We start from the raw sequence: 21,478 nt of genomic DNA, 5'->3' as shown, positions 1-21,478 counted from the left end.
TTGGGGGCAGACCATGACCTCAACCTGCTGGCACGCCATTCAGAATCTGATCTTATGGCGCACAGGGAGCGCGCTGCAGGAAGGTATCGACGTTGATGATGCCATTTGGGCGCGGCTGAAGTCCCTGGCTCATCGCATTCTGGTGGAGTCGTCGGAAGCGTCACGCAGCGGCGCTGGTGCAGGTGTCAACGACAACGATTGAGGCACCTCAGGGTGTGACAATCTCACACATCGTGGTTAATGGCATAAGGTTATAAATTAGAGATCTTCTCAACAACCAAGGAGAGACTTAAATGCCACTTCCCAAGCACGTATTGACCACTGCCTGTATTGCCCTGCTCAGCCTGAGCGTTTCAACCGCCAACGCCGAAGATGCCAAACGTGATGTCGCCGAGCTTTCAACGCCGATTGTGATGTTGACGCCGGTAGTTGCCAAAAATGCTCAGGAACTTGAATTGAATACCGAGCAACAGGCGGCACTTGACGACTGGCTAGCTAACAGCCCAGCAGTGCGTGAAGCCCTTGAAGACCGTGTGATTGTGCAGCGTGGCGAGCTACGTAACATGATTCTGGAAGGCGCTGACCCACAGGCCCGTGCTGAAAAGGCGGCCTATATCGGCCAGCTGGAATCCGAGCTGTTAATGATGCGTTCCAACTGTACCGACCACTGGCGAGACGTGCTGAACGAAGAACAGTTTGCCAAAGTGCTGGAACTGGCTGGCAGCTGATCGATAGCATAAGCATCTGATAGCGTGAAGTCGGGGACGCCCATGGAACGCTTTTTTAATAATGCTGGCCCGCGCCAGACGGGCAAGACTACCACGCTGTTGATGATGATGCAGACGCTTAACGAACAGGGGAGTACGCCTGCGCTTACGCTAATATCGAAGGGGCGCAGGCAGCGCGGGAAGATGAGACACAAGGGATTCCCGCCATCTGTAGCGCCATCGTGTCTTCTATTCGGCTGTACAAAGTGCCTTCTTCATCCCATCGGCTCAGCCACATGTTAGACTAATACCGATAACGTCATCAGCCGTTTCTCTGCCCTGTATCTCGGTAGGCCTGCATGCCATCGATTCAGCGTCGAAAGCTCCCTATTGGGATTCAGACTTTCTCGGATATCCGTGAAGACGGCTATTACTACGTCGATAAAACGCCCTTCATCGAAAAGCTGGTCAACCAGAACAAATACTACTTCCTCTCCCGCCCGAGACGATTCGGCAAAAGCCTATTACTGGATACCCTGCGCTGCCTATTCGAAGGCCATGAGCCCCTATTTGAAGGGCTTTATATTTACGACAAGTGGGACTGGCAGACCCACTACCCAGTGGTACGTATCAGCTTCTCTAATGGTGTGGTTAACAGCCGCGAAGATCTGGACGCGAACATTCGTTTTCAACTGCAGCAGCAGCGCAACCGTCTAGGGATTGATTCCGCACCACCAGAAAGGATAGCTGACGATTTTGCCAACCTGCTTGAAAACGCTCACCGTATCCACAGTCAGCGGGTGGTGGTACTGATTGATGAATATGACAAGCCGATTCTGGATAACCTACTCAACCCTGAGTTGGCCCGCGAGCTGCGCGAGGGACTGAAAAGTCTCTACAGCGTGCTCAAGGACGCTGACCCGCATCTGCATTTTGTGCTGCTGACGGGCGTCTCCAAATTCAACAAGGTCAGCCTGTTTTCAGGGCTTAACAACCTCAACGATATCACCCTGGATGCGCCTTACGCGGCCATTTGCGGCTATACCGATCATGATATCGATACGGTGTTTGCCTCGGAACTCCCCGGCCTTGATCGGGAAGACATCCGCCGCTGGTATAACGGCTACCGCTGGGGCGGCAAAAAGGTTGATTCGGTTTATAACCCTTTTGATGTACTGCTGTTATTGCAGAAGCGTGAATTCGGGCCTTACTGGTTTGAAAGCGCCACGCCGACGTTTCTGGTTAACCTGCTGAAGGAGCGCGGTGTCTTTACGCCGCAGCTCAACACACTTCAGGCCAAGGCACAGTTGCTGGGGCGATTTGATGTAGAGGATATTGCCACCGAAGCACTGCTGTTCCAGACCGGCTATATCACGATCAAGGATGTACAGGAACCAATGGTCGGCTATCGGCTCTATTCACTGGGCTTCCCCAACCGAGAAGTGGAAAGTAGCCTGAACGAGTTTCTGCTCCCCGCTTTGGGTCTAAAGGATAGCGACGCACAGACCTATCAGCTCGCGCTGTTCAAGGTATTGCATGAACATGACCTCAGTGGGCTGGAAGCGCACCTGAAAGCCCTCTTCGCGGGTCTTCCCCATGACTGGTATCGCAACAATCCAATCGCCCAATACGAATGCCATTATGCCAGCGTTTTTTACAGCCATTTTGCTGCCCTGGGCGTGGGCGTCACGGTGGAAGATGCCAGCAGCCACGGCAAGGTCGATATGAGTGTCGACTTTGGTGGCCAACTCTATATGTTTGAATTCAAAGTGGTCGAGCAGGGACCCCAGGGCAAGGCGCTGGAGCAGATCAGGGCCAAAGGCTATGCCGATGAATACCGTGCCAGTGGCAAGCCGATTCACCTGGTGGGTGTGGAATTTTCAAGCGCTGAGCGGCAGATCGTGGCGTTTGAGGTGGAAACGCTGACACCTGAACTGGTCTAATAGAACCGGACATTTTTGACCCTCGGCCATTCAGCACAACGCCGTCTGGATTATCCAACAGATGGATAAAGAGCCTTCTTCATTCCCTCAATTCAGCGGCATGTTAGACTGGCGTCCATTACATCATTCGTCGTTTTTCTCTGCCCTGCATTCTGGGAGGCCTGTATGCCAGTCACGCACCGTCAGACACTACCCATTGGCATCCAGTCCTTCGAAAAGTTACGCAAGGGCCATTATTACTACGTCGATAAAACGCCCTTGATTCACCACATCGCAGAAACGGGCGGTTATTACTTCCTTTCTCGTCCTCGCCGGTTTGGTAAAAGCCTGCTGCTGGATACCCTTGGCTGCCTGTTCGAAGGCCGAGAGGCACTGTTTGAAGGGCTTTATATCCACGACAAATGGGACTGGCAAACCCACTACCCGGTGGTACGCATCAGCTTCTCTAATGGTGTGGTTAACAGCCGCGAAGATCTGGACGCGAACATTCGTTTTCAACTGCAGCAGCAGCGCAACCGTCTAGGGATTGATTCCGCACCACCAGAAAGGATAGCTGACGATTTTGCCAACCTGCTTGAAAACGCTCACCGTATCCACAATCAGCGGGTGGCGGTACTGATTGATGAATATGACAAGCCGATTCTGGATAACCTGCTCAACCCTGAACTGGCCCGCGAGCTGCGCGAGGGGCTGAAAAATCTCTACAGCGTACTCAAGGACGCTGACCCGCATCTGCATTTTGTGCTGCTGACGGGCGTCTCCAAATTCAGCAAGGTCAGCCTGTTTTCAGGGCTTAACAACCTTAGGGATATTACCCTTTCTCCCGACTATGCCGCCATTTGCGGTTATACCGATCATGATATCGATACGGTGTTTGCCCCGGAAATCCCCGGCCTTGACCGCGAAGAGATCCGCCGCTGGTATAACGGCTACCGTTGGGGAGGGCAAGACGTCCCGAGTGTTTACAACCCCTTTGATGTACTTCTATTGCTCGAAGAGCGCGATTTCGGGCCTTACTGGTTTGAAAGCGCTACCCCGACATTTCTGGTTAACCTGCTGAAGGAGCGCGGTGTCTTTACGCCGCAGCTCAACACACTTCAGGCCAAGGCACAGTTGCTGGGGCGATTTGATGTAGAGGATATTGCCACCGAAGCACTGCTGTTCCAGACCGGCTATATCACGATCAAGGATGCACAGGAACCAATGGTCGGCTATCGGCTCTATTCACTGGGCTTCCCCAACCGAGAAGTGGAAAGCAGCCTGAACGAGTTTCTGCTCCCCGTGTTGGGTCTACAAAATAGCGACGCACAAACCTATCAGCTCGCGCTGTTCAAGGTATTGCATGAACATGACCTCAATGGGCTGGAAGCGCACCTGAAAGCCCTCTTCGCGGGTCTTCCCCATGACTGGTATCGCAATAACCCGATTGCCCAATACGAAGGCCATTATGCCAGCGTTTTCTACAGCCATTTTGCCGCCCTGGGGGTAGGCGTCACTGTCGAAGATGCCAGCAACCACGGCAAGGTGGACATGAGCGTCGACTTCGGTGGCCACATCTACCTGTTTGAGTTCAAGGTTGTGGAACAGGAGCCTCAAGGCAAGGCGCTGGAGCAGATCAAGGCCAAAGGCTATGCCGATAAATACCGTGCCAGTGGCAAACCGATTCACCTGGTGGGTGTGGAGTTTTCAAGCGCTGAGCGGCAGATAGTGGCGTTTGAGGTGGAGACGCTGACACCTTTATTGTGATGCAGTAAAGCTTACAACGGCTCAGTGCTTGAACATATCATCCAGGCGATTGGCGAACAGCACGTCGCGCATCCAGCCTTTTAGTTGATCATGGTCGGCTTGCACAAGCTGCACTTCTACCCAGTCAGGCACGTCACCGAACTTGAACGTGAGCTGGGTGCGTACCACCTCGCGTGCTTCAGCCAAGCGTCCTTTCTGAATGCCAAACTGCTCGCCTTCTTGCCGTCCTTCCAGGCGTTCTTTCTTGACCAGGTTTTCTAAATTCTCTGCCAACATGTCTTTGTCCTCCATCAGGCTGTCGAGCCGATCCACCGCGTTCTGTAGGGCTTCCCAACTTTCTCCGGCGTTTTCTACCCCAAACACACCGCTGAGCGGTGTCTGGCGTAAACCCAATTCTTCATTAGTATAGCGCCCTTCATCGATCAGAAAATAGCGTAGACGCGGTTGATAGACCTGCAGGAAAGCCGGCTTTTATCACCACGCTACCGCCTGGCAAGACATTCCATGCCTTCCCTGCAAATCAATGCAGCAACGTCCGTGTTGCTGCCTCGGTTGATGGTGTTATTGCTTGGTGTGGCCCGGCAGCTGATTCATGGGGCAGCGCCTATTTGTCATCGTAGAGCTCTGGGTATTTTCGATAGCGCAACATATTGATAATGCCAAGAGCCTTACCATAGATATACATACCCACAAACTCCATCGCAAAAAAAGGTATTTGCGCTGTTCACCCGATGTATAACCTGGCGGCTCCCAGCCTACTAATTCACACATCCGATCCCACAGTTCCAACCCATGCCAAAGAAAAAGGAAACCAACCAAACAGCTTGTAAAAAGACCTGCCTGCCGTTTCGCAAATGCTGACCATTTAAAATACTCCTTGGCGCTTTCCATTACCGTCCCTCCTTGTCATTGGCATCTGGCAAGGAAATAAATGATGGCAAATTGCTGATGGTCGTTTCAGTTGCTTTCGACACGGCATCTTTATTGGGCAATGAGACACCGAAGGCTGCCGGCATCTGCAGATAGGGTGACGTTAACCAACCTGAATCTCGCTGTAAAAACCCTCCTGCATAAGTACCCACCCCTGCAGTTAGCGCACCTAAGGCTGCACTCCTCTCTATCGGGTCACCCTCATCATAAAGCCAGTTGGTTACTGAGGTCAGTGAGCCCCCTGCTGCCCCGCCCACGGCGGCATTTTGCAAGGGATTCCGCCCGGCCAGCGGCCCGTACACCAGTGCTGTGCTGCCCGCCGCCAGGGTTTGGCCTGGGCGATACTCACCGCCTTTCACCATCTGCCCCGCCGCATCGAAGCCCGCCCCGGTGGCAAAAAGCCCGGCCGCACCGCGAAAGGTCATGGTGGCGGCAGTATAGGGTGCCATCACGGGAATAGCCGCCATGCTGGCCATGCCGCGGCTGAAGGTATCCTGATCCTCTTTCATCTGTGCTAATGTCCTGATGTCCTGATGTCCTGATGTCCGTATCGTTCAGGTTATAAGTAAGGCCTGCCGCCTGGGCAACGCCATAGGGATATTGCATTGCTTGCTCACGCGGTGGATAGGCCGATGAGGTTGAGGGTTCCCATGCCCGATACGGCGAGCCTTCTCCGCCAGTCTGTTCGATGATGTAGCTGATCAGCTCCGGTGAGGTGTTCTCCGGTATCATCTGAATCAGATAGCGCATGGTATTGTCTTCACCGTCTGTCCCGACCCACTCACCGCCATAATCGAAGTAGGTGTCATCAACGGCGTCTTCGTCTTGTAAGTCGACGATAAGGTTGGAGCCGGGGCTTTCTTCCAACTCGTCGTTATGCATGGCCCTGAGGGCATCGGCGATCTGCTCAGGCGTGTACTCGCTGCCTTCGGCCAGCGCTTCCGCTAATGATTGCTCAAAGCTATGCAGCTGGCGGTTATTGGCATCGAGATTGAACGCCATTGTACCACCCTGAGTGCCGCCTGGCGCCGCTCCGACCAGGGTGGCCGTCAGTGACTCTAGTCCTTGGCGCACCCCATCCGGTAGATCCATGTCACTCGTGAGACGCTCCACTTCCGGCATCAGCGTGGCGCTGGTCAGGGCTCCGTATCGCCGAACTGTAAAAACTTCTTTCCGACTCATCGCAAAAGCTATTTTTTCTTCCTCACAACGCTATAAACACATATAGACCCAAAAATTATTATTGCTACTCCTATCAGTGAGTGATGTTCTCCAAAATCAATAACTCCATAACTTAAAGATTCCTGTAAAGGTGATTGAAAAACCACACTACCGAACCAAATACAAGACACGCCTAGAGTTAAGAAAACCACATCATTCGATTTCATGGTCTTCATGCTCTTTATTATCTGAATTGAATATTGTTTTAATACCAAAGCTAGCAGCTTGAGCTGCAGCATTCATCCCACTTGTTGGCGGCCCTGGCACAACTAATCCATCAATAAAATCGAGCGCTCTCTGCTGCACAGCTGGATTAGCCACGCCTACTGCCGCCCCAGGCGACACCGTCGCTATTCTGCTTATACCCATCAGGCTGAGGTGATTCATAGCCGCAGGGGCCTGCGCTCCAGGTGCAAGTACCAACGGTGCTCCCAGAGCCGTAGAGGCCGCTGGTAAACTAACGTCATTACGAAGGGCTCCTTGCAATTGCAACCCGTCTGCTTTTGCTGGATCTTGCGCAAACCCAGACATCGAGGACGGTAAGAGCGTGCTGATCATGTCAGGACTCATACGATGTTGTCTCAGAATTTGTTGTGCCTGTTCGGCCCGTGCAATGTTGGCCGGATCAAGCGTCCATTCGACACCCTGCAAGGCCGCTACATAATCATTCATCTGACGGGCAATCAAGTTATCCGTCAGGGCACCACCAAGCTCTTGGCGAACATCAGGATCGTACAGCAGATCAAAGGTTTTGGTGATTACATCAAGTGGATTGGGCGCTCTAGTCCCAAAAGTCTCAGTCTGGCTTAGCTTGTACGCTTCACTGCACTCGCCTCCCATTACTTAGCATTCACGTATAAGGGCATCTTCCTGCAGCACGCTCAGCAGATGGTGTTCGATCACTTCGCGTTTCTGCTCTTCGCTGAGACCTGCGTAACTTTCTGCCCGTAAACGCTCCAGTTCTTCGTTCAAAGCGCGCGTGGTCAGGTAATTATTCACCACCTCATTAAACGCCGCCGCGCCACCTTGGGTGCCACCCGTGGCGGCACCGGCAGCGGTGCTGGCCAGTGCCGTGAGGCCGTCAGTGAGGGTGTCGTCGAGGCCGGCGTTTTTCAGGGCGCTGGCAACCGCTGGGGCGCTGAGGGTGCCGATGGCCGCCCCCGTGGCACCTTGCGTACCGCCGGTCAGTGCGCCGATGGCCGTGTGGGCAGCGAGGCGTTTGGTGCCGTTGTCACCCCAGTCGCTTTGTAGCTGATCGGCCTGGGCGTTGAGTTGGTTGGCACGTTCTGTGTCGCCCGCGGCTTGGGCTGCGTCGGCTTGCAGACGTTTGTGTTGCGCTTCTTCGAGCTTGGCTTGGGCGGTATCGCCGACTAACTTGCTCGCCCGCGACCCAAACTCTTGGGTAATCGTGGCTTGGGCCTGCACGTCTTTTCTGACGCTTTCTGCATCGAAGATCGGCGCAAGGCCGGTGTCTGCGTCGCCGGTTCTGGCATTTTGATTGCCTGCCAGGCCGCTGATGGCGGCAACCGTGGTGCTGCTGGCCTCGCCGTCGTCGCGGCCTATACCGATGCCGGAGAGGCCGGTTCCGTTTCCACCACTGCTTAAGCTAACACTGATACTTTCCGCGTCATAGGAGGCGGTGTTGCCAATATCGGTGAGCGTGAGCGCGCCGCTTCCCAATGCCTCGCTGGCGGTTTGCCCGGCAGTGGTGAAGGTATTGAGGTCGTCGTCAATCGCCACATCTGTGCTGGTGATGGCACCGCCGGTGAGTTTGGTGATACCGCCGACATTGACCTGGAAGCCGCCGTCGCCTGCGCGCAGGCCGCTTTGCTCATTGACGCTTTGGAAGTCGCTATCAACCTTCGTGCGGCTGAGGTCAAGATTGACCGTGGGCATTCCACCCAGTGGGATGCTGGCACCGAAGCCGCTGCTTGAGTGGCGTTCGTTGTGGACGGCGGTGTCCTGCAGGCTTTCAATGGTCAGGTCGCCGCCGATGTTAGTGGTGATTTTTGAAGCGCTGACCACGGCCCCTTTGAGGGCGGTGTCGCCACCGCTGCTGAGAATGACCTGGTTGCCTGCACTGAGCTGGGTGTTGTTGAAGAAGGTGCTGTCACCGTTGCCGTGGCCCTTGGCGCGGCTGGCATCCAGGTTGAAGGCGATGCCATTCGTGCTGAGACCCAGCCCAATACTGCCACTGTTGCTGGTGTGGCGGTCGTGCTGGGAGACGGCGTCGGCGCTGGCCAGCAGGTGGATATCCTGGGCGGCGTTGAGCTGGAGCTGTTGGCCCGCGTCCAGCTGGCTGCCTTGTACGGTGATAGTGCCTTCGCCATCCCTCTGGCCGAGCGCATGGATAGCGAGGTCGCCACCGGCGGTGATCGTCGAGCCCCGGACAGTGTTGCTACTCGCTTCGCTGTTGCTGCGGCTTTGGCTGGAGCCCAGGCTGATGTTGAGGCTGAGGTCGGTGGCGTTGCCGTTTGTTATCTGCTGCTGAATATCCTTCACTGCCAGGGCGGTATTGGCCGCTGCCAGGGCTTGCATCCGCGGGCTGTCAGTATTGCCAGCCGCGTCAATCTGGCCCTTGATGCCTTGGGCGCTGTCCATCACGGGGTTGCTGAGGGAGAGGCTCAGGCCGCTCTGTTTGAAGCGCTGTTCGGTTCGGCTGTTACTGGTCTCACGGCCTTCGAGGATGTTGACCGTGTTGGCACCGATCAGGATATCGCCGCTGGGGGCCAGCACGTCAGAACCGATCTGGGTATAAGTGTCACCGGCGCTCAAGGTGACGTTGCCGCCGATGCTGCCCACGGTGGTGGGGGCAACGAAGGTGGCGGTATTGGTGGCATCGGTCATCTGCCGTTGGCTACCGAGGTTAATGCCAAACCCACCACTGAACAGGCCACTTTTTTGCTGCGGCTGAAATGGCTGTTGCTCAGGGTGTTCTGTTCGGCATCGAGGGTGAGGTTGCCCCCGGCATGCATACCCAGAGCCTGGTCGGCAACGATATTGGCACCACTGACGCGGATGTCTTCCCCACTGATAAGGCTGACCGTCTGCCCGCCCAGCTCGCTGGCCAATGCCTGGGTGCTGGCGTTGTGGGTGCGGGTGACCTTGGTTTTGCTGGAGAACAGGCCACCGCTGCTTGAGCTATGCCCTTCGGCCAGGCTCTCGGTACGCTGGCCCGCTTCCAGGGTGATATCACCGCCAATGGCGTTCAGGGCCAACGCGCTTTGAGCGTCAACGGTGGCGGCGCGCAGGTTGATATCCTGCCCGGCAGTGAGGTTAATCGCCCCGCCGCCGGTGATCACGCTGCCGATCTCTTCGCTATGGCTTTGGTGATGGTAGTTGTTGGCATCCCAGTTGAGTTCGTGACGTTGGCCAACCTCCAGGGTGTCCAGGTTGATATCGCTGCCTGCCGTGAGCTGAGTCACGCCACTGCCGATGTTATGTAGTTCGGCAGCGGAGAGGTTAATCGCACCACCCGCGCTGACCAGCAGGTTACCCGCCTCGTCGCTGACGTAAAGCCCGGCTACTCGGTCGATGCCTTGCAGGCTGAAGCTATTACCATCGATCTCGTTACCATCGATCTCGTTGGCGGCGCTGTGGAGCGTACTGGCGATGTTGATATCCCCGCCCGCCTGCAACGCCATGCCGGTATTGGCGGCAATGCTGCCGCCGTCAATGTTGATGTCCTGACGGGCATCAATTAACGCGATATCGCCCTGGATGCGGCCACTGTTGTTGAGGTTCTGGGCGCTGATATCGACCATGTTGCGCCCGGCAATGGTACCGCTGTTGTTAAGGTCGCCGCTCAGGGCCAAGTCGACATCACGGGCGCTGATCAGGGTGCCATTGTGGCCGCCTAACAAATCCCCATTGGCGGCCAGGTCGCCTTCGCGGGGAGCCAGATAGACCTTGGGCATCAGGGCGGTGGTAGTGCTGCCGTCGGGCAACTGCACCCTTTGCGTCACCAGCCAGACGATGTCGTTGGTGAGCTGGGCCATTTGATCCGACGTCAACGCAACACCGGGGCGCAGCTTATACTCATCGGCAAAGGCAGCCCCCGCGTTCATCAGGTCGGCGTATTGTGCATCATCGCTGTGGTAGTCACCCAGGAAGCGGTAGCCGGTGAGCGCGGCAATCTGATCACGAATAAGCCTTTGTTCATAATAGCCGTCACCCAGGCGTTTTTGGATACGCGTAGGATCCATTTCCAATGCATTGAGTAGGTAATCGCTGGAAAGCCAGTTTTCGTGATTGGTGAACTCAGGGTCCGTCGCCACCAGGTAACGCGCGTTACTACCAGGATCAATGGTGAAGAGACTACTGGTCGGCAGCAAGACACTCGGTGCCGACTGTGCGGTCAACCCCGCCGTTGCCTGTGCGCCCTGGCTAGGGCTTGCATGATCAAGCGGGGCATTACCACCGGGAAGTGCCGCCGTCCCTTGAGCAACGCTTGAAGAACGGGTGTTTAACGTGGCCTTGGTCGTTCCCTGAGTGTCTGTATTGACACCGTTGGTGTTAGTGGTGGCGTTGCCAGCATTAGCAGCAGTCACTGAGGCGCTTTTAACACCATCCGTCTGCGTACTCACGCCGTAAGCACGGTTGGTTGCGGTGCCTGAACTGGCAGCAGTGACTGTGGCGCCGTTAACGCCATCAGCATCTGTATCCACGCTGTTGGCACGGTTAGTTGCGGTGCCTGAACTAGCCGCAGTGACTGTGGCGCTGTTGACGCCACCAGTATCCGTATCCACGCCGTTGGCGCGGTTCGCCGCAGTGCCTGAACTGGAGGCAGTGATTGAGGCACTGCTGACGCCATCAACCTCTGTATCCACGCCGTTGGCAAGGTTGGTTGCGGTGCCTGAACTGGCCGCAGTGACTGAGGCGCCGTTGACGCTATCAACATCTGTATTCACACCGTTGGCGCGGTTCGCCGCAGTGCCTGGGGCGTTAGCACCACCCGCCGGTTCCAGTTCCGACTGTACAGGGGCACCCGTTACTACTTCAGGATTAACACTGACCTCACCTGTCTCGCTCTCGACCTCATTGACTTGATGTGGGTCGTGGCTGACCTGTTGGCCATCGAGCGCGTCACCCGCGGTCTCGGAGTTGCCGGTTTTAACCCCACTGGCAGTGCTGTTGGCGTCAAAATGCTTACCCGCATCAACGCCGCTGCTCGAGAAAGAGGCGTTTTCCTGTACTTTAGAAACTTCTAGTTCAAAAGTTTCAACTTGGTCGGGTGGTAAATAGTCTCCTTTATATTCGAAGCGTCTCCCTGCGGGCTGCGCACCTCCATATGGTCCATCACTACCATGTGGGGCGGGGGCGTACCTGTAAGATCGAAACCGGTAACCGCTTGAACTAATACGATGTATTCCTTCAGCCCCTACATTTTGTATTTCTTCTAATCCATCGCCGTCATTAACTTGTATTCTCTCTCCCACAATTATACGACTTTTATCATTTAATAAATCTTGTCCTCATAGGGTAAGGTTTCCACCTGTTCTAATCAAACCGGGATCACTAGAGCTCACTTTAGTTGTATATTCTTTACGTTCAACAAGGTACTGGTCCCAGCTGTAGATGGCTTCTGCACCAGATCCATTATGGTAGGTGTAATAACCTGCCCAATTCAAAGATGGGTCCGGATGTTCTGGTGCCGGTACTGGCACCTCATCCTGAACCCAATAGAGCTGGCCCTCATCCACCTTGGTATTCCAGCCCATAGCTGGCCTAAAAATTAGCTCATCATCATCAATAACAACATCTTTCCCTAACACCTTAATAAAAGTCATCTCAGTCGTACCTAAATATTCCTCCTTAGTTTCAAAATGCTCATTGGTATTGCGCAGCGTATCGGCCGCTAGCGTCATATCGCCTAAGCTCTCAATGGTGGCGCTATTGTTGTTAAGCGTTGTCGCATTTTCACTACCATCGACCACGGCACGGTAGTTAGACAGCTTGCCACCAATGGCCATGTCACCATTGCTTAAAAGCACTGAGCCTTCTTGGTTAGTGATATGGGCAGCACCAATATCCAAGCGCTCTCGCGCGGCGATGGTCGCCGATTGCATTGTTCCATCTTCGTCTATTTCTCGGTTAGTCAGCGTGTCGGCTTCTATCGCGATATGGTCACCGTAGATTCGCCCGCTGCCGACATTTTCTACCGTATGACTGCTAATGCGCGTATCGTTGCCGTTGATTAAGCCGCGGTTGGTGATGCTTCCTTTACTCGCTTGCTGGGTATTTAGCGTAGTCGTGCCGCCACTGCGTAACTTACCGCTCTGCTGATTGATAATCTCATCAGCCTTTATCACAAGGCCGGTGCCACCTTCCCAGCTTCCAGCGTTAGTAAAGGTGTTATTCACCCCGCCCTGCAGATGTAAACTCAGTACGCCCTCGGTGCTCATTTTCTCACCATCGGCGGTTGCCAGGTCACCGACCAAGTCCAGCGACATATTGCCGCCGCTTTCCAGGGTACCGCTCAAATCGAGCGATTTGGCTGCAATCGTAACGGAAGCAGCCTCAGGGTAGATGTCATGATTGGCGACAATCTCCCCGCCATTATTGCTGATCTCAAGGTTGCGTTTTGCTGCCGTACTGGCGCTATCCTTTAGCGTCAGTGCGCGCTGAGCATTGAGAATACCGCTATCGTTGATAATGGATGTTTCAACAATAGCTGAGTCAACAGCGGTAATAGCGAGATTGTTCCCGGCTAATATCTGACCTTCGGTGTTATCAACTTTAGTGGCCGTGATGTCTGCGTTGTTGCCGACAACACCCTGGTCATCTCCACTGGTCTGGCGGTTGCCAAGGGTCACAGCACTCAGGGAAACACCCGCATTGGACTGGATAAGGCCTTGTTCGTTGTAAATATCGGCCTTGGTTAGGAGCGTGATATCACCTTCGGCAAGCATGCTGCCACCGGTGTTAATGATGTTTCTGTCATGTGCTTCAACACCAAGTTCCTCAGCCGCTACCATCAAGCCGCCGGCGTTAATCACACCGTTGGCATCGATCTTCAGGTTGCCTGCCTGTGATGCCAAAACGCCGTTCGTGTTATCCAGTGCTCGGTCAGCTGTTATTGTCAGGCTTTCCTGCGCCACAATATTGGCGTCACTGGTATCTAACGGGACCATTGGGCCTGCTGGGCTGTCAGCCTTCAGGGTTATACGGTCAGCGCTGGTCTGGCTGCCGCTGACATCAACGCTGCTGCCTTTCATTACCAAGTCGCCCACGGCTAGGTTATTGTCTGTGGCGGTTAATTTACCAGTGGTGGAAACGTTTAGATTACCGCTTTCATTGAGGCTGCCATCAGTCTTCAAGCCCGCGGCCAGGGTGCCACTGCTATCAATACTGGCTGCGTTAATGTCCAGGTTATCAGCCGCGGCAATGACGCCGGAGCTGTCCATTGTGCCGATAACAAGGTTAGCGTCATTGCCAGCGTAAACCTTACCTTTAGCATTCTTCAGGCTTTGAGCATTAAGCGTGACATCACTTTGGGTGACAAGGTTGGCATTGCTGGTATTTAGCGCGCCTTTCGCTGTTATGTTGGCAGTCTCAGCGCTGCTCTGGCTGTTACTCAGGTCAATGTTGCCACCTTTCAGTAACATGTCTCCAGTGGCGAGGTTGTTACCGGTGGCAGTTAGGTTGCCTGAGGCAGTAATGGTGAGCGCACGAGCACCTTCGTTGAGTTTCCCGTCAGCCTTCAGTCCCGCCACCAGGGTGCCGCTGCTATCAACACTGGCTGCGTTAACGGTCAGGTTATCAGCCGCGGCAATAATGCCTGTACTGGTGAGGGCCCCGGTGTTTAGCGTGGCTTCCTTACCCGCGTAAATGGTTCCTTTGGTGTTAGTCAGGTGCTCATCGAGGGTGACATCCAGGTTGTTACCCGCTGACAAGGTTCCTTCGTCATTGCCCAGGCTTAGCGCCTCAATACTAAGGTCGCCACCCTGGCTAGCCAGCGTACCTCCTGTGTTATCGAGTGCGCCTGATGTAGTAAGCGACAAGCTATCCTGAGTGGCAATTGAGGCACCTTCTATACCGAGGTCACCTCGAGCATCAAAGATTGCACTGTAAGCGCTGGTCTGGCTCTTGCTTATATCAACATTGCCCCCTTCCAGCGTCAGGCTACCCGATGCCAGATTTATACCCGTCGCCGTCAGGTCTTCAGTAGCGGTGATGCTGAGTGCACTGCCACCTTCCGCAAAGTCGGCTAATTTGCCTTCACTGTTCAGGCCAGCGGCCAAAGTGCCATCACTGTCGACGCTGATGGCGTTAATCGTCAGGTTCTCAGCCGCTGCGATCGTGCCTTCGTTGGTGAGTGAACCTTTAACACTCAGATTGGCTTCTCCACCGGCGTAGATGGTGCCGTTGATATTATTCAGGCTCCTAGCCCCAATCTTGCTGTCAACACGAGTAATAATATTCGCGTTGTCCGTATTCAGCGCCTCTTTCGACGTAATGGCGGCGCTGTAAGCATTGGTCTGGCTTTCGCTCAGGTCGATGCTCTTACCGTCCAGCGAAAGATGGCCCGAGGCCAGGTTGGTCCCGTTAGCGGTCAGGACTTTCTTGGCTTCTATGGTAAGCGCGCTGCCACCTTTGTTGAGACTCCCGTCAGCCTTCAGACCCGCTGTCAGGGTGCCATCACTCTCGATACTGGCAGCTTTAATGGTCAGGTTCTCAGCCGCTGCAATGGTGCCGATATTCGTCAGCTTGTTGTCCGGCCCATAAGGTTGGTGTTCGTGAGGCCACCCGTCGTCAGGTTCGCTTCGCCACCGGCATACATCATGCCACCGGTGTTGTCGAGTGCCCCTTCCGCCTCAAGCGATAGGGTTTCGTTCGTCACCACATTGGCTTCACGTGTGCTGAGCGTGCCTTTTGCCGTAATATCGGCGCTGTAAGCACTGGTCTGGCTGTCGCTCAGGTCGATGTTGTTGCCTTTCAGCGTCAGGCTACCCGAGGCCAGGTTGGTGCCGGTGGCTGTCAGGTCATCCGTGGTAGTAACGGTAAGCGCACTGCCGTCTTTAGCAAAGTCGACCAGCTTACCTTCACTGTTCAGCCCCGCCGCCAGGGTGCCGGTGCTGTCAACGCTTAACGCGTTAATGCTTAGGTTCTCCGCCGCCGCAATGGTGCTGTTGCTGGTCAGCGCCCCCGTATCGAGATTGGCGTTATTGCCCGCGTAGACCGTGCCGTCGGTGTTAGTCAAGTCGCCGGTGGTAGTGGCATCGAGGTTGTTACCCGCAACCAGGATGCCCTGATCGTTGTTCAGGCTTAACGCATCAATGCGTAGGTCACCTTCCTGGCTGGACAGCGTACCCCCGGTGTTGTCGAGTGCACCGTCAGTCTCAAGCGATAAGCTTTCGTTAGTGACGATGTTCGCCTGCCAGGTAGCAAGATCCCCTCGCGCTGTAATACCAGCGCTGTCAGCGCTGGTCTGGCTTTCGCTCAGGTCAATGTTAGCGCCTTCCAGCGTCAGATGGCCCGAGGCCAGGTTGGTATCCGTGGCCGTCAGATCCTCGTCGGCTTTTATCGTAAGCGCACTGCCGCCTTCGTTGAGGCTTCCTTTAGTGTTCAGACCCGCTGCCAGCGTGCCACTGCTATCGACGCTTAACGCGTCAATAGCCAGGTTCTCAGCCGCCGCAATGGTACCGGTACTGGTCAACGCTTCCGTCTTAAGCGAGGCTTCGCCACCGGCGTAAACCGTGCCACCTTCGGTGTTGCTCAGATCACCTGCTTGCAAACGCAGATCTCCCTGCTCGCTGTACAGGCTGCCACCAACGTTATCAATGGCTTGATCCGTCTCAAGAGTGACATGGCTGCCGGCATACACCGTGCCATCGGTGTTGTTATCCAGGCTGAGCGCCTTAAGGCTCAGGGTGCCATTCTCACTGGACAGCGTGCCCTCGGTGTTATCAAACGCCCCCTTGGCCACAAGCGATAGGTTGTCATTCGTCACCACACTGGCTTCACGGGTACTGAGCGCGCCTTCCGCTGCAATGTCGGCGTCATACGCGCTTGTCTGGCTTTGGCTAAGGTCAATGTTGGTGCCTTCCAGCGTCAGGCGGCCCGAGGCCAGGTTGGTGCCGGTGGCTGTCAGGTCATCCGTGGTAGTAACGGTAAGCGCACTGCCGTCTTTAGCAAAGTCGACCAGCTTACCTTCACTGTTCAAGCCCGCGGCCAGGGTGCCACTGCTGTCCACGCTTAACGCATCAATGGTCAGGTTATTTTGCGCCGCAATGGTGCTGGTGCTGGTCAGTGCTCCCGTGTCGAGGGTGGCGTTGTTGCCCGCATAGACCGTGCCGTCGGTGTTAGTCAAGTCGCCGGTGGTGATGGCGTCGAGGTCATTGCCCGCAACCAGGGTGCCCTGATCGTTGTTCAGGCTATGCCCCTCAACGCGTAGGTTACCTTCCTGGCTGGACAGTGTACCCCCGGTGTTGTTGAGTGCACCGTCAGTCTCAAGCGATAAGCTTTTGTTAGTGACAATGTTCGCCTGCCAGGTAGCAAGATCACCTCGCGCTGTAATGTCAGCTCTATAAGCGCTCGTCTGGCTTTCGCTCAGGTCGATGTTGTTACCGTCCAGCGTCAGATGGCCCGAGGCCAGGTTGGTACCCGTGGCCGTCAGGTCTTCTGTGGTGGTAATGCTGAGCGCGCTGCCTTCTACGGCAAATTCGGCCAGGTTACCTTCACTGTTCAGGCCCGCGGCCAGGGTGCCGCTGCTGTCGACGCTTAACGCGTCAATCGTCAGGTTTTCAGCCGATGCAATGGTACCGGTATTGGCTAACGCAGCGGTATCAAACCTGGCTTCGCCACCGGCGTAAACCGTGCCGCCTTCGGTGTTACTCAGATCACCTGCTTGCAAACGCAGATCACCCTGCTCGCTGTACAGGCTACCACCAACGTTATCAATGGCCTGATCCGTCTCAAGGGTGACATCACTACCGGCATATACCGTGCCATCGGTGTTATCCAGGCTGAGCGCCTCAAGGCTCAGGGAGCCATTCTCACTGGACAGCGTGCCACTGCTATCGACGCTTAACGCGTCAATCGTCAGGTTTTCAGCCGATGCAATGGTACCGGTACTGGTTAACGCAGCGGTATCAAGCTTGGCTTCGCCACTGGCGTAAACAGTACCATCAGTATTGCTAAGGCTTTCACTGAGGCTGACACCAAGGTCATCACCTGAGAGCAACTTGCCCTGGTTGTTGTTCAAGCTCAGCGCCCTGATAACTAAATCGCCGCTCTCACTGGAAAGCGTGCCACCGGTGTTATCAAGCGCCCCCTCAGCCTGGAGCGATAAGCTTTCGTTAGTGACGATGTTCGCCTGCCAGGTAGCAAGATCACCTCGCGCTGTAATGTCAGCTCTATAAGCGCTCATCTGGCTTTCGCTCAGGTCGATGTTGTTACCGTCCAGCGTCAGATGGCCCGAGGCCAGGTTGGTACCCGTGGCCGTCAGGTCTTCTGTGGTGGTAATGCTGAGCGCGCTGCCTTCTACGGCAAATTCGGCCAGGTTACCTTCACTGTTCAGGCCCGCGGCCAGGGTGCCGCTGCTGTCGACGCTTAACGCGTCAATCGTCAGGTTTTCAGCCGATGCAATCGTGCCGGTATTGGTTAACGCAGCGGTATCAAACCTGGCTTCGCCACCGGCGTAAACCGTGCCGCCTTCGGTGTTGATCAGACCACCTGCTTGTAAACTCACATCACCTTGCTCGCTGTACAGCGATCCACCGACGTTATCAACGGCTTGCTTGACATCGAGACTGGTACTGCCACCTGCGTAAACCGTGCCGTCGGTGTTATCCAAGCTGAGCGCCTTAAGGCTCAGCTCGCCGTTTTCACTGGACAGCGTGCCCTGGGTATTATTATCCAGAGCGCCGTTAGCCTGAATCGACAAATCTTCTTGAGTGACGACATTGGCTTCACGTGTGCTGAGCGTGCCTCCCGCCGTAATATCGGCGCTGTAAGCACTGGTCTGGCTGTCGCTCAGGTCGATGTTGTCGCCTTCCAGCGTCAGACTGCCCGAGGCCAGGTTGGTGCCGGTGGCGGTCAGATCATCCGTGGTGGTAATGCTGAGCCCGCTGCCTTCTACGGCAAATTCGGCCAGGTTACCTTCACTGTTCAAGCCCGCCGCCAGGGTGCCGGTGCTGTCAACGCTTGACGCGTCAATGGTCAGATTATTTTCCGCTGCGATGGTGCTGTTGTTGGTGAGCACCCCCGTATCAAGGGTGGCGTTGTTGCCCGCATAGACCGTGCCGTCAGTGTTACTCAGGCTTTCACTGAGGCTGACATCAAGGTCATTACCTGCGAGCAACTCACCCTGGTCGTTATTCAGGCTTAGTGCCTCAACACGCAAGTCACCTTCCTGGCTAGACAACACGCCCTCGGTGTTGTCGAACGTCCCTTCTGCCTTAAGCGATAAGCTTTCGTTAGTGACGATGTTTGCCTGCCAGGTGTCAAGATCCCCTCGCGCTGTAATATCAGCGCTGTCAGCGCTGGTCTGGCTTTCGCTCAGGTCAATGTTAGCGCCTTCCAGCGTCAGATGGCCCGAGGCTAGGTTGGTACCCGTGGCCGTCAGATCCTCGTTGGCTTCTATCGTAAGCGCACTGCCGCCTTCGTTAAGGCTTCCTTTAGTGTTCAGACCCGCTGCCAGCGTGCCACTGCTATCGACGCTTAACGCGTCAATGCTTAAGTTCTCCGCCGCCGCAATGGTACCGGTACTGGTCAACACCCCGTATCGAGATTAGCGTTATTGCCCGCATAGACCGTGCCGCCGGTGTTGCTGAGGCTACCTGCCCCCAACTGTAAGTCGCCCTGTTCGCTGTAAAGGCTGCCACCAGTGTTATCAATGGATTGCTTGGCGTTGAGGGTGGTATTGCCATCCGCGTAAACCGTGCCATCGGTGTTATCCAGGCTGAGTGCCTCAAGACGCAACTCACCGGCCTCACTGGACAGCGTGCCATCGGTGTTGTCGAACGCCCCTTCCACCTCAAGCGATAGGTTGTCGTTCGTCACCACATTCGCTTCACGTGTGCTGAGCGTGCCTTTTGCCTCGATGTCAGCCTCAAACGCGCTGGTCTGGCTGTCGCTCAGATCGATGTTCTTACCGTCCAACGTCAGGCTGCCCGAGGCCAGGTTGGACCCGATGGCGGTCAGGTCATCCGTGGCGGTAATGTCGAGTGCGCCGCCTTCTACGGCAAATTCGGCCAGGTTACCTTCACTGTTCAAGCCCGCCGCCAGGGTGCCGGTGCTGTCAACGCTTGACGCCTCAATCGTCAGGTCGTTTTGCGCTGCAATGGTGCTGTTGTTGGTAAGTGCCCCCGTATCGAGACTGGCGTTATTGCCCGCATAGACCGTGCCGTCCGTGTTCGTAAAGGCGTCTTCCGTGATGGCGCTAAGGTTATTGCCCGCGACCAGGGTGCCCCGGTCGTTGTTCAGGCTTAGCACCTCAACGCGTAGGTTACCCTCCTGGCTGGACAGTGTACCCCCGGTGTTGTCGAGTGCACCGTTAGTCTCAAGCGATAAGCCTTGGTTAGTGACGATGTTCGCCTGCCAGGTAGCAAGATCCCCTCGCGCGGTAATACCGGCACTGTCAGCGCTGGTCTGGCTTTCGCTCAGGTCAATGTTAGCGCCTTCCAGCGTCAGATGGCCCGAGGCCAGGTTGGTGCCGGTGGCCGTCAGGTCCTCTGTCGCCGTAATGCTAAGCGCACTGCCGTCTGCCGCAACGTTGGCTAACTGACCTTCACTGTTCAGGCCAGCGGCCAGGGTGCCACTGCTGTCGACGCTTAACGCGTCAATCGTTAGGTCGTTTTGCGCCGCAATGGTACCGGTACTGGTCAACGCCCCCGTCTCAAGCGTAACGTCGCCACCGGCGTAAACAGTACCATCAGTATTGCTAAGGCTTTCACTGAGGCTGACACCAAGGTCATCACCTGAGAGCAACTCGCCCTGGTTGTTGTTCAAGCTCAGCGCCCTGATAACCAAATCGCCGCTCTCACTGGAAAGCGTGCCACCGGTGTTATCAAGCCCCCTTCAGCCTGGAGCGATAAGCTCTCATTAGTGACAATGCTTCCCTGCCAGGTATCGAGATCACGACGCGCCGCAATATCAGCGCTATAAGCGCTCGTCTGGCTTTTGCTCAGGTCAACGTTGGCACCTTCCAGCATCAGACGGCCCGACGCCAGATTCTGGCCGGAGGCCTTCAGGTCACCGCGGGTAGTGATACTGAGTTCAGCACCATTAGCATCTATCGCTCTGCGGCTACCGTCAGTACTCAGACCCGCAGCCAGAGTACCCGTACTGTCAACGCTTGAAGCGTCTATGGTCAGCTGGTTGGCGGCAGCGATGGTGCCGGTGTTAGTGAGCGCCCCCGTATCGAGTCTGGCGTTATTGCCCGCATATACCGTGCCGTCCGTGTTGCTCAGGCTTTCACTGAGGCTGATATCAAGGTTATTGTCGGCGAGCAGTTTCCCCTGATCGTTGTTCAGGCTTAGTGCCCCAACACGTAAGTCACCTTGCTGGCTAGAAAGTGTACCCCCGGTGTTATCAAGCGCCCCCTCAGCTTGGAGCGATAAGCTTTCGTTAGTGACGATGTTCGCCTGCCAACTCGCCAGATCACCACGCGCCGTAATGTCAGCCTCGTAGGCACTAGTCTGGCTTTCGCTCAGGTCGACGTTATCACCGTCCAGCGTCAGCTGGCCCTGCGCTAGGTTGGTACCGGTGGAGGTCAGGTCCTCCGTGGTGGTAACGGTGAGTACGCTACCCTCTGCGGCAAAGTCGGCTAGCTGGCCTTCACTGTTCAGACCCGCGGCCAGGGTTCCACTGCTGTCGACACTGGTAGCATTAATGGTTAGGTCATCAGCTGCAGCAACAGTGCCAGTATTCGTCAGACTAGTAGCTACAGAAAGATGAGTTTCTTTACCTGACTGAATGAGGTGGACC

Annotated in this window: 14 protein-coding genes and 1 pseudogene; 4 read left to right on the top strand and 11 right to left on the bottom strand. The window is 55.6% G+C overall.

Annotated elements, in window-relative coordinates; translation table 11 throughout:
- Window positions 1-13: 13 nt before the first annotated feature.
- The 4 genes from HLB35_RS16915 (at window position 14) to HLB35_RS04035 (ending at window position 4,396) form a co-directional block, all read left to right on the top strand.
- Window positions 14-202: a hypothetical protein gene (locus HLB35_RS16915; protein WP_235936982.1), complete on the top strand. Its 189-nt coding sequence runs from the start codon at window positions 14-16 to the stop codon at window positions 200-202.
- Between the two features lie 91 nt (window positions 203-293).
- Complete coding sequence (locus HLB35_RS04045; RefSeq protein WP_171701625.1) at window positions 294-728, top strand: hypothetical protein; 435 nt, start codon at window positions 294-296, stop codon at window positions 726-728.
- Between the two features lie 338 nt (window positions 729-1,066).
- Window positions 1,067-2,650: an ATP-binding protein gene (locus HLB35_RS04040; RefSeq protein ID WP_171701624.1), complete on the top strand. Its 1,584-nt coding sequence runs from the start codon at window positions 1,067-1,069 to the stop codon at window positions 2,648-2,650.
- 165 nt (window positions 2,651-2,815) lie between these two features.
- Window positions 2,816-4,396, top strand: a complete 1,581-nt coding sequence (locus tag HLB35_RS04035; RefSeq protein WP_171701623.1) for an ATP-binding protein — start codon at window positions 2,816-2,818, stop codon at window positions 4,394-4,396.
- A 21-nt stretch (window positions 4,397-4,417) separates the two neighbouring features.
- Here HLB35_RS04035 and HLB35_RS04030 read toward each other — a convergent pair whose 3' ends face one another.
- From HLB35_RS04030 to HLB35_RS03985, 11 genes and pseudogenes are all read right to left on the bottom strand, one after another.
- Window positions 4,418-4,789 carry an RpnC/YadD family protein gene (locus HLB35_RS04030; protein WP_216601396.1) on the bottom strand — a complete coding sequence of 124 codons (372 nt, stop codon included), beginning with the start codon at window positions 4,787-4,789 and terminating at the stop codon, window positions 4,418-4,420.
- A gap of 497 nt (window positions 4,790-5,286) precedes the next feature.
- Entirely contained in the window at window positions 5,287-5,688 is a 402-nt protein-coding gene (locus HLB35_RS04025; protein WP_171701622.1) for a hypothetical protein, read from the bottom strand.
- Window positions 5,672-6,418 (bottom strand): hypothetical protein, encoded by a 747-nt coding sequence (locus tag HLB35_RS04020; protein WP_171701621.1) that lies wholly within the window; start codon window positions 6,416-6,418, stop codon window positions 5,672-5,674. Before HLB35_RS04020 ends, HLB35_RS04025 begins: the two co-directional genes overlap by 17 nt.
- Before the next feature lie 282 nt (window positions 6,419-6,700).
- Entirely contained in the window at window positions 6,701-7,387 is a 687-nt protein-coding gene (locus HLB35_RS04015; protein ID WP_171701620.1) for a hypothetical protein, read from the bottom strand.
- 3 nt (window positions 7,388-7,390) lie between these two features.
- Window positions 7,391-9,394, bottom strand: a complete 2,004-nt coding sequence (locus HLB35_RS04010; protein ID WP_171701619.1) for a hemagglutinin repeat-containing protein — start codon at window positions 9,392-9,394, stop codon at window positions 7,391-7,393.
- Entirely contained in the window at window positions 9,391-11,457 is a 2,067-nt protein-coding gene (locus HLB35_RS18170; RefSeq protein WP_171701618.1) for a hemagglutinin repeat-containing protein, read from the bottom strand. Before HLB35_RS18170 ends, HLB35_RS04010 begins: the two co-directional genes overlap by 4 nt.
- A gap of 564 nt (window positions 11,458-12,021) precedes the next feature.
- On the bottom strand, window positions 12,022-14,262 hold the full coding sequence (locus tag HLB35_RS04000) for a hypothetical protein (protein WP_328730999.1): 2,241 nt from the start codon (window positions 14,260-14,262) through the stop codon (window positions 12,022-12,024).
- 84 nt (window positions 14,263-14,346) lie between these two features.
- Window positions 14,347-14,790 (bottom strand): annotated as a pseudogene (locus HLB35_RS18755) (hypothetical protein); the annotation flags it as partial.
- Between the two features lie 461 nt (window positions 14,791-15,251).
- A complete protein-coding gene (locus tag HLB35_RS03995; protein WP_171701616.1) occupies window positions 15,252-19,265 on the bottom strand; it encodes a beta strand repeat-containing protein in 4,014 nt (1,337 codons plus the stop codon).
- Entirely contained in the window at window positions 19,262-20,500 is a 1,239-nt protein-coding gene (locus HLB35_RS03990; protein ID WP_171701615.1) for an autotransporter outer membrane beta-barrel domain-containing protein, read from the bottom strand. Before HLB35_RS03990 ends, HLB35_RS03995 begins: the two co-directional genes overlap by 4 nt.
- Before the next feature lie 2 nt (window positions 20,501-20,502).
- Window positions 20,503-21,478, bottom strand: a 976-nt coding sequence (locus HLB35_RS03985) for a hypothetical protein (RefSeq protein WP_171701614.1), incomplete at its 5' end; no start/stop codon positions are given.

The sequence above is a fragment of the Vreelandella azerica genome, from assembly GCF_013112225.1.
Lineage (GTDB): Bacteria > Pseudomonadota > Gammaproteobacteria > Pseudomonadales > Halomonadaceae > Vreelandella > Vreelandella azerica.
This window is presented reverse-complemented; position numbering and strand designations above follow the sequence as displayed.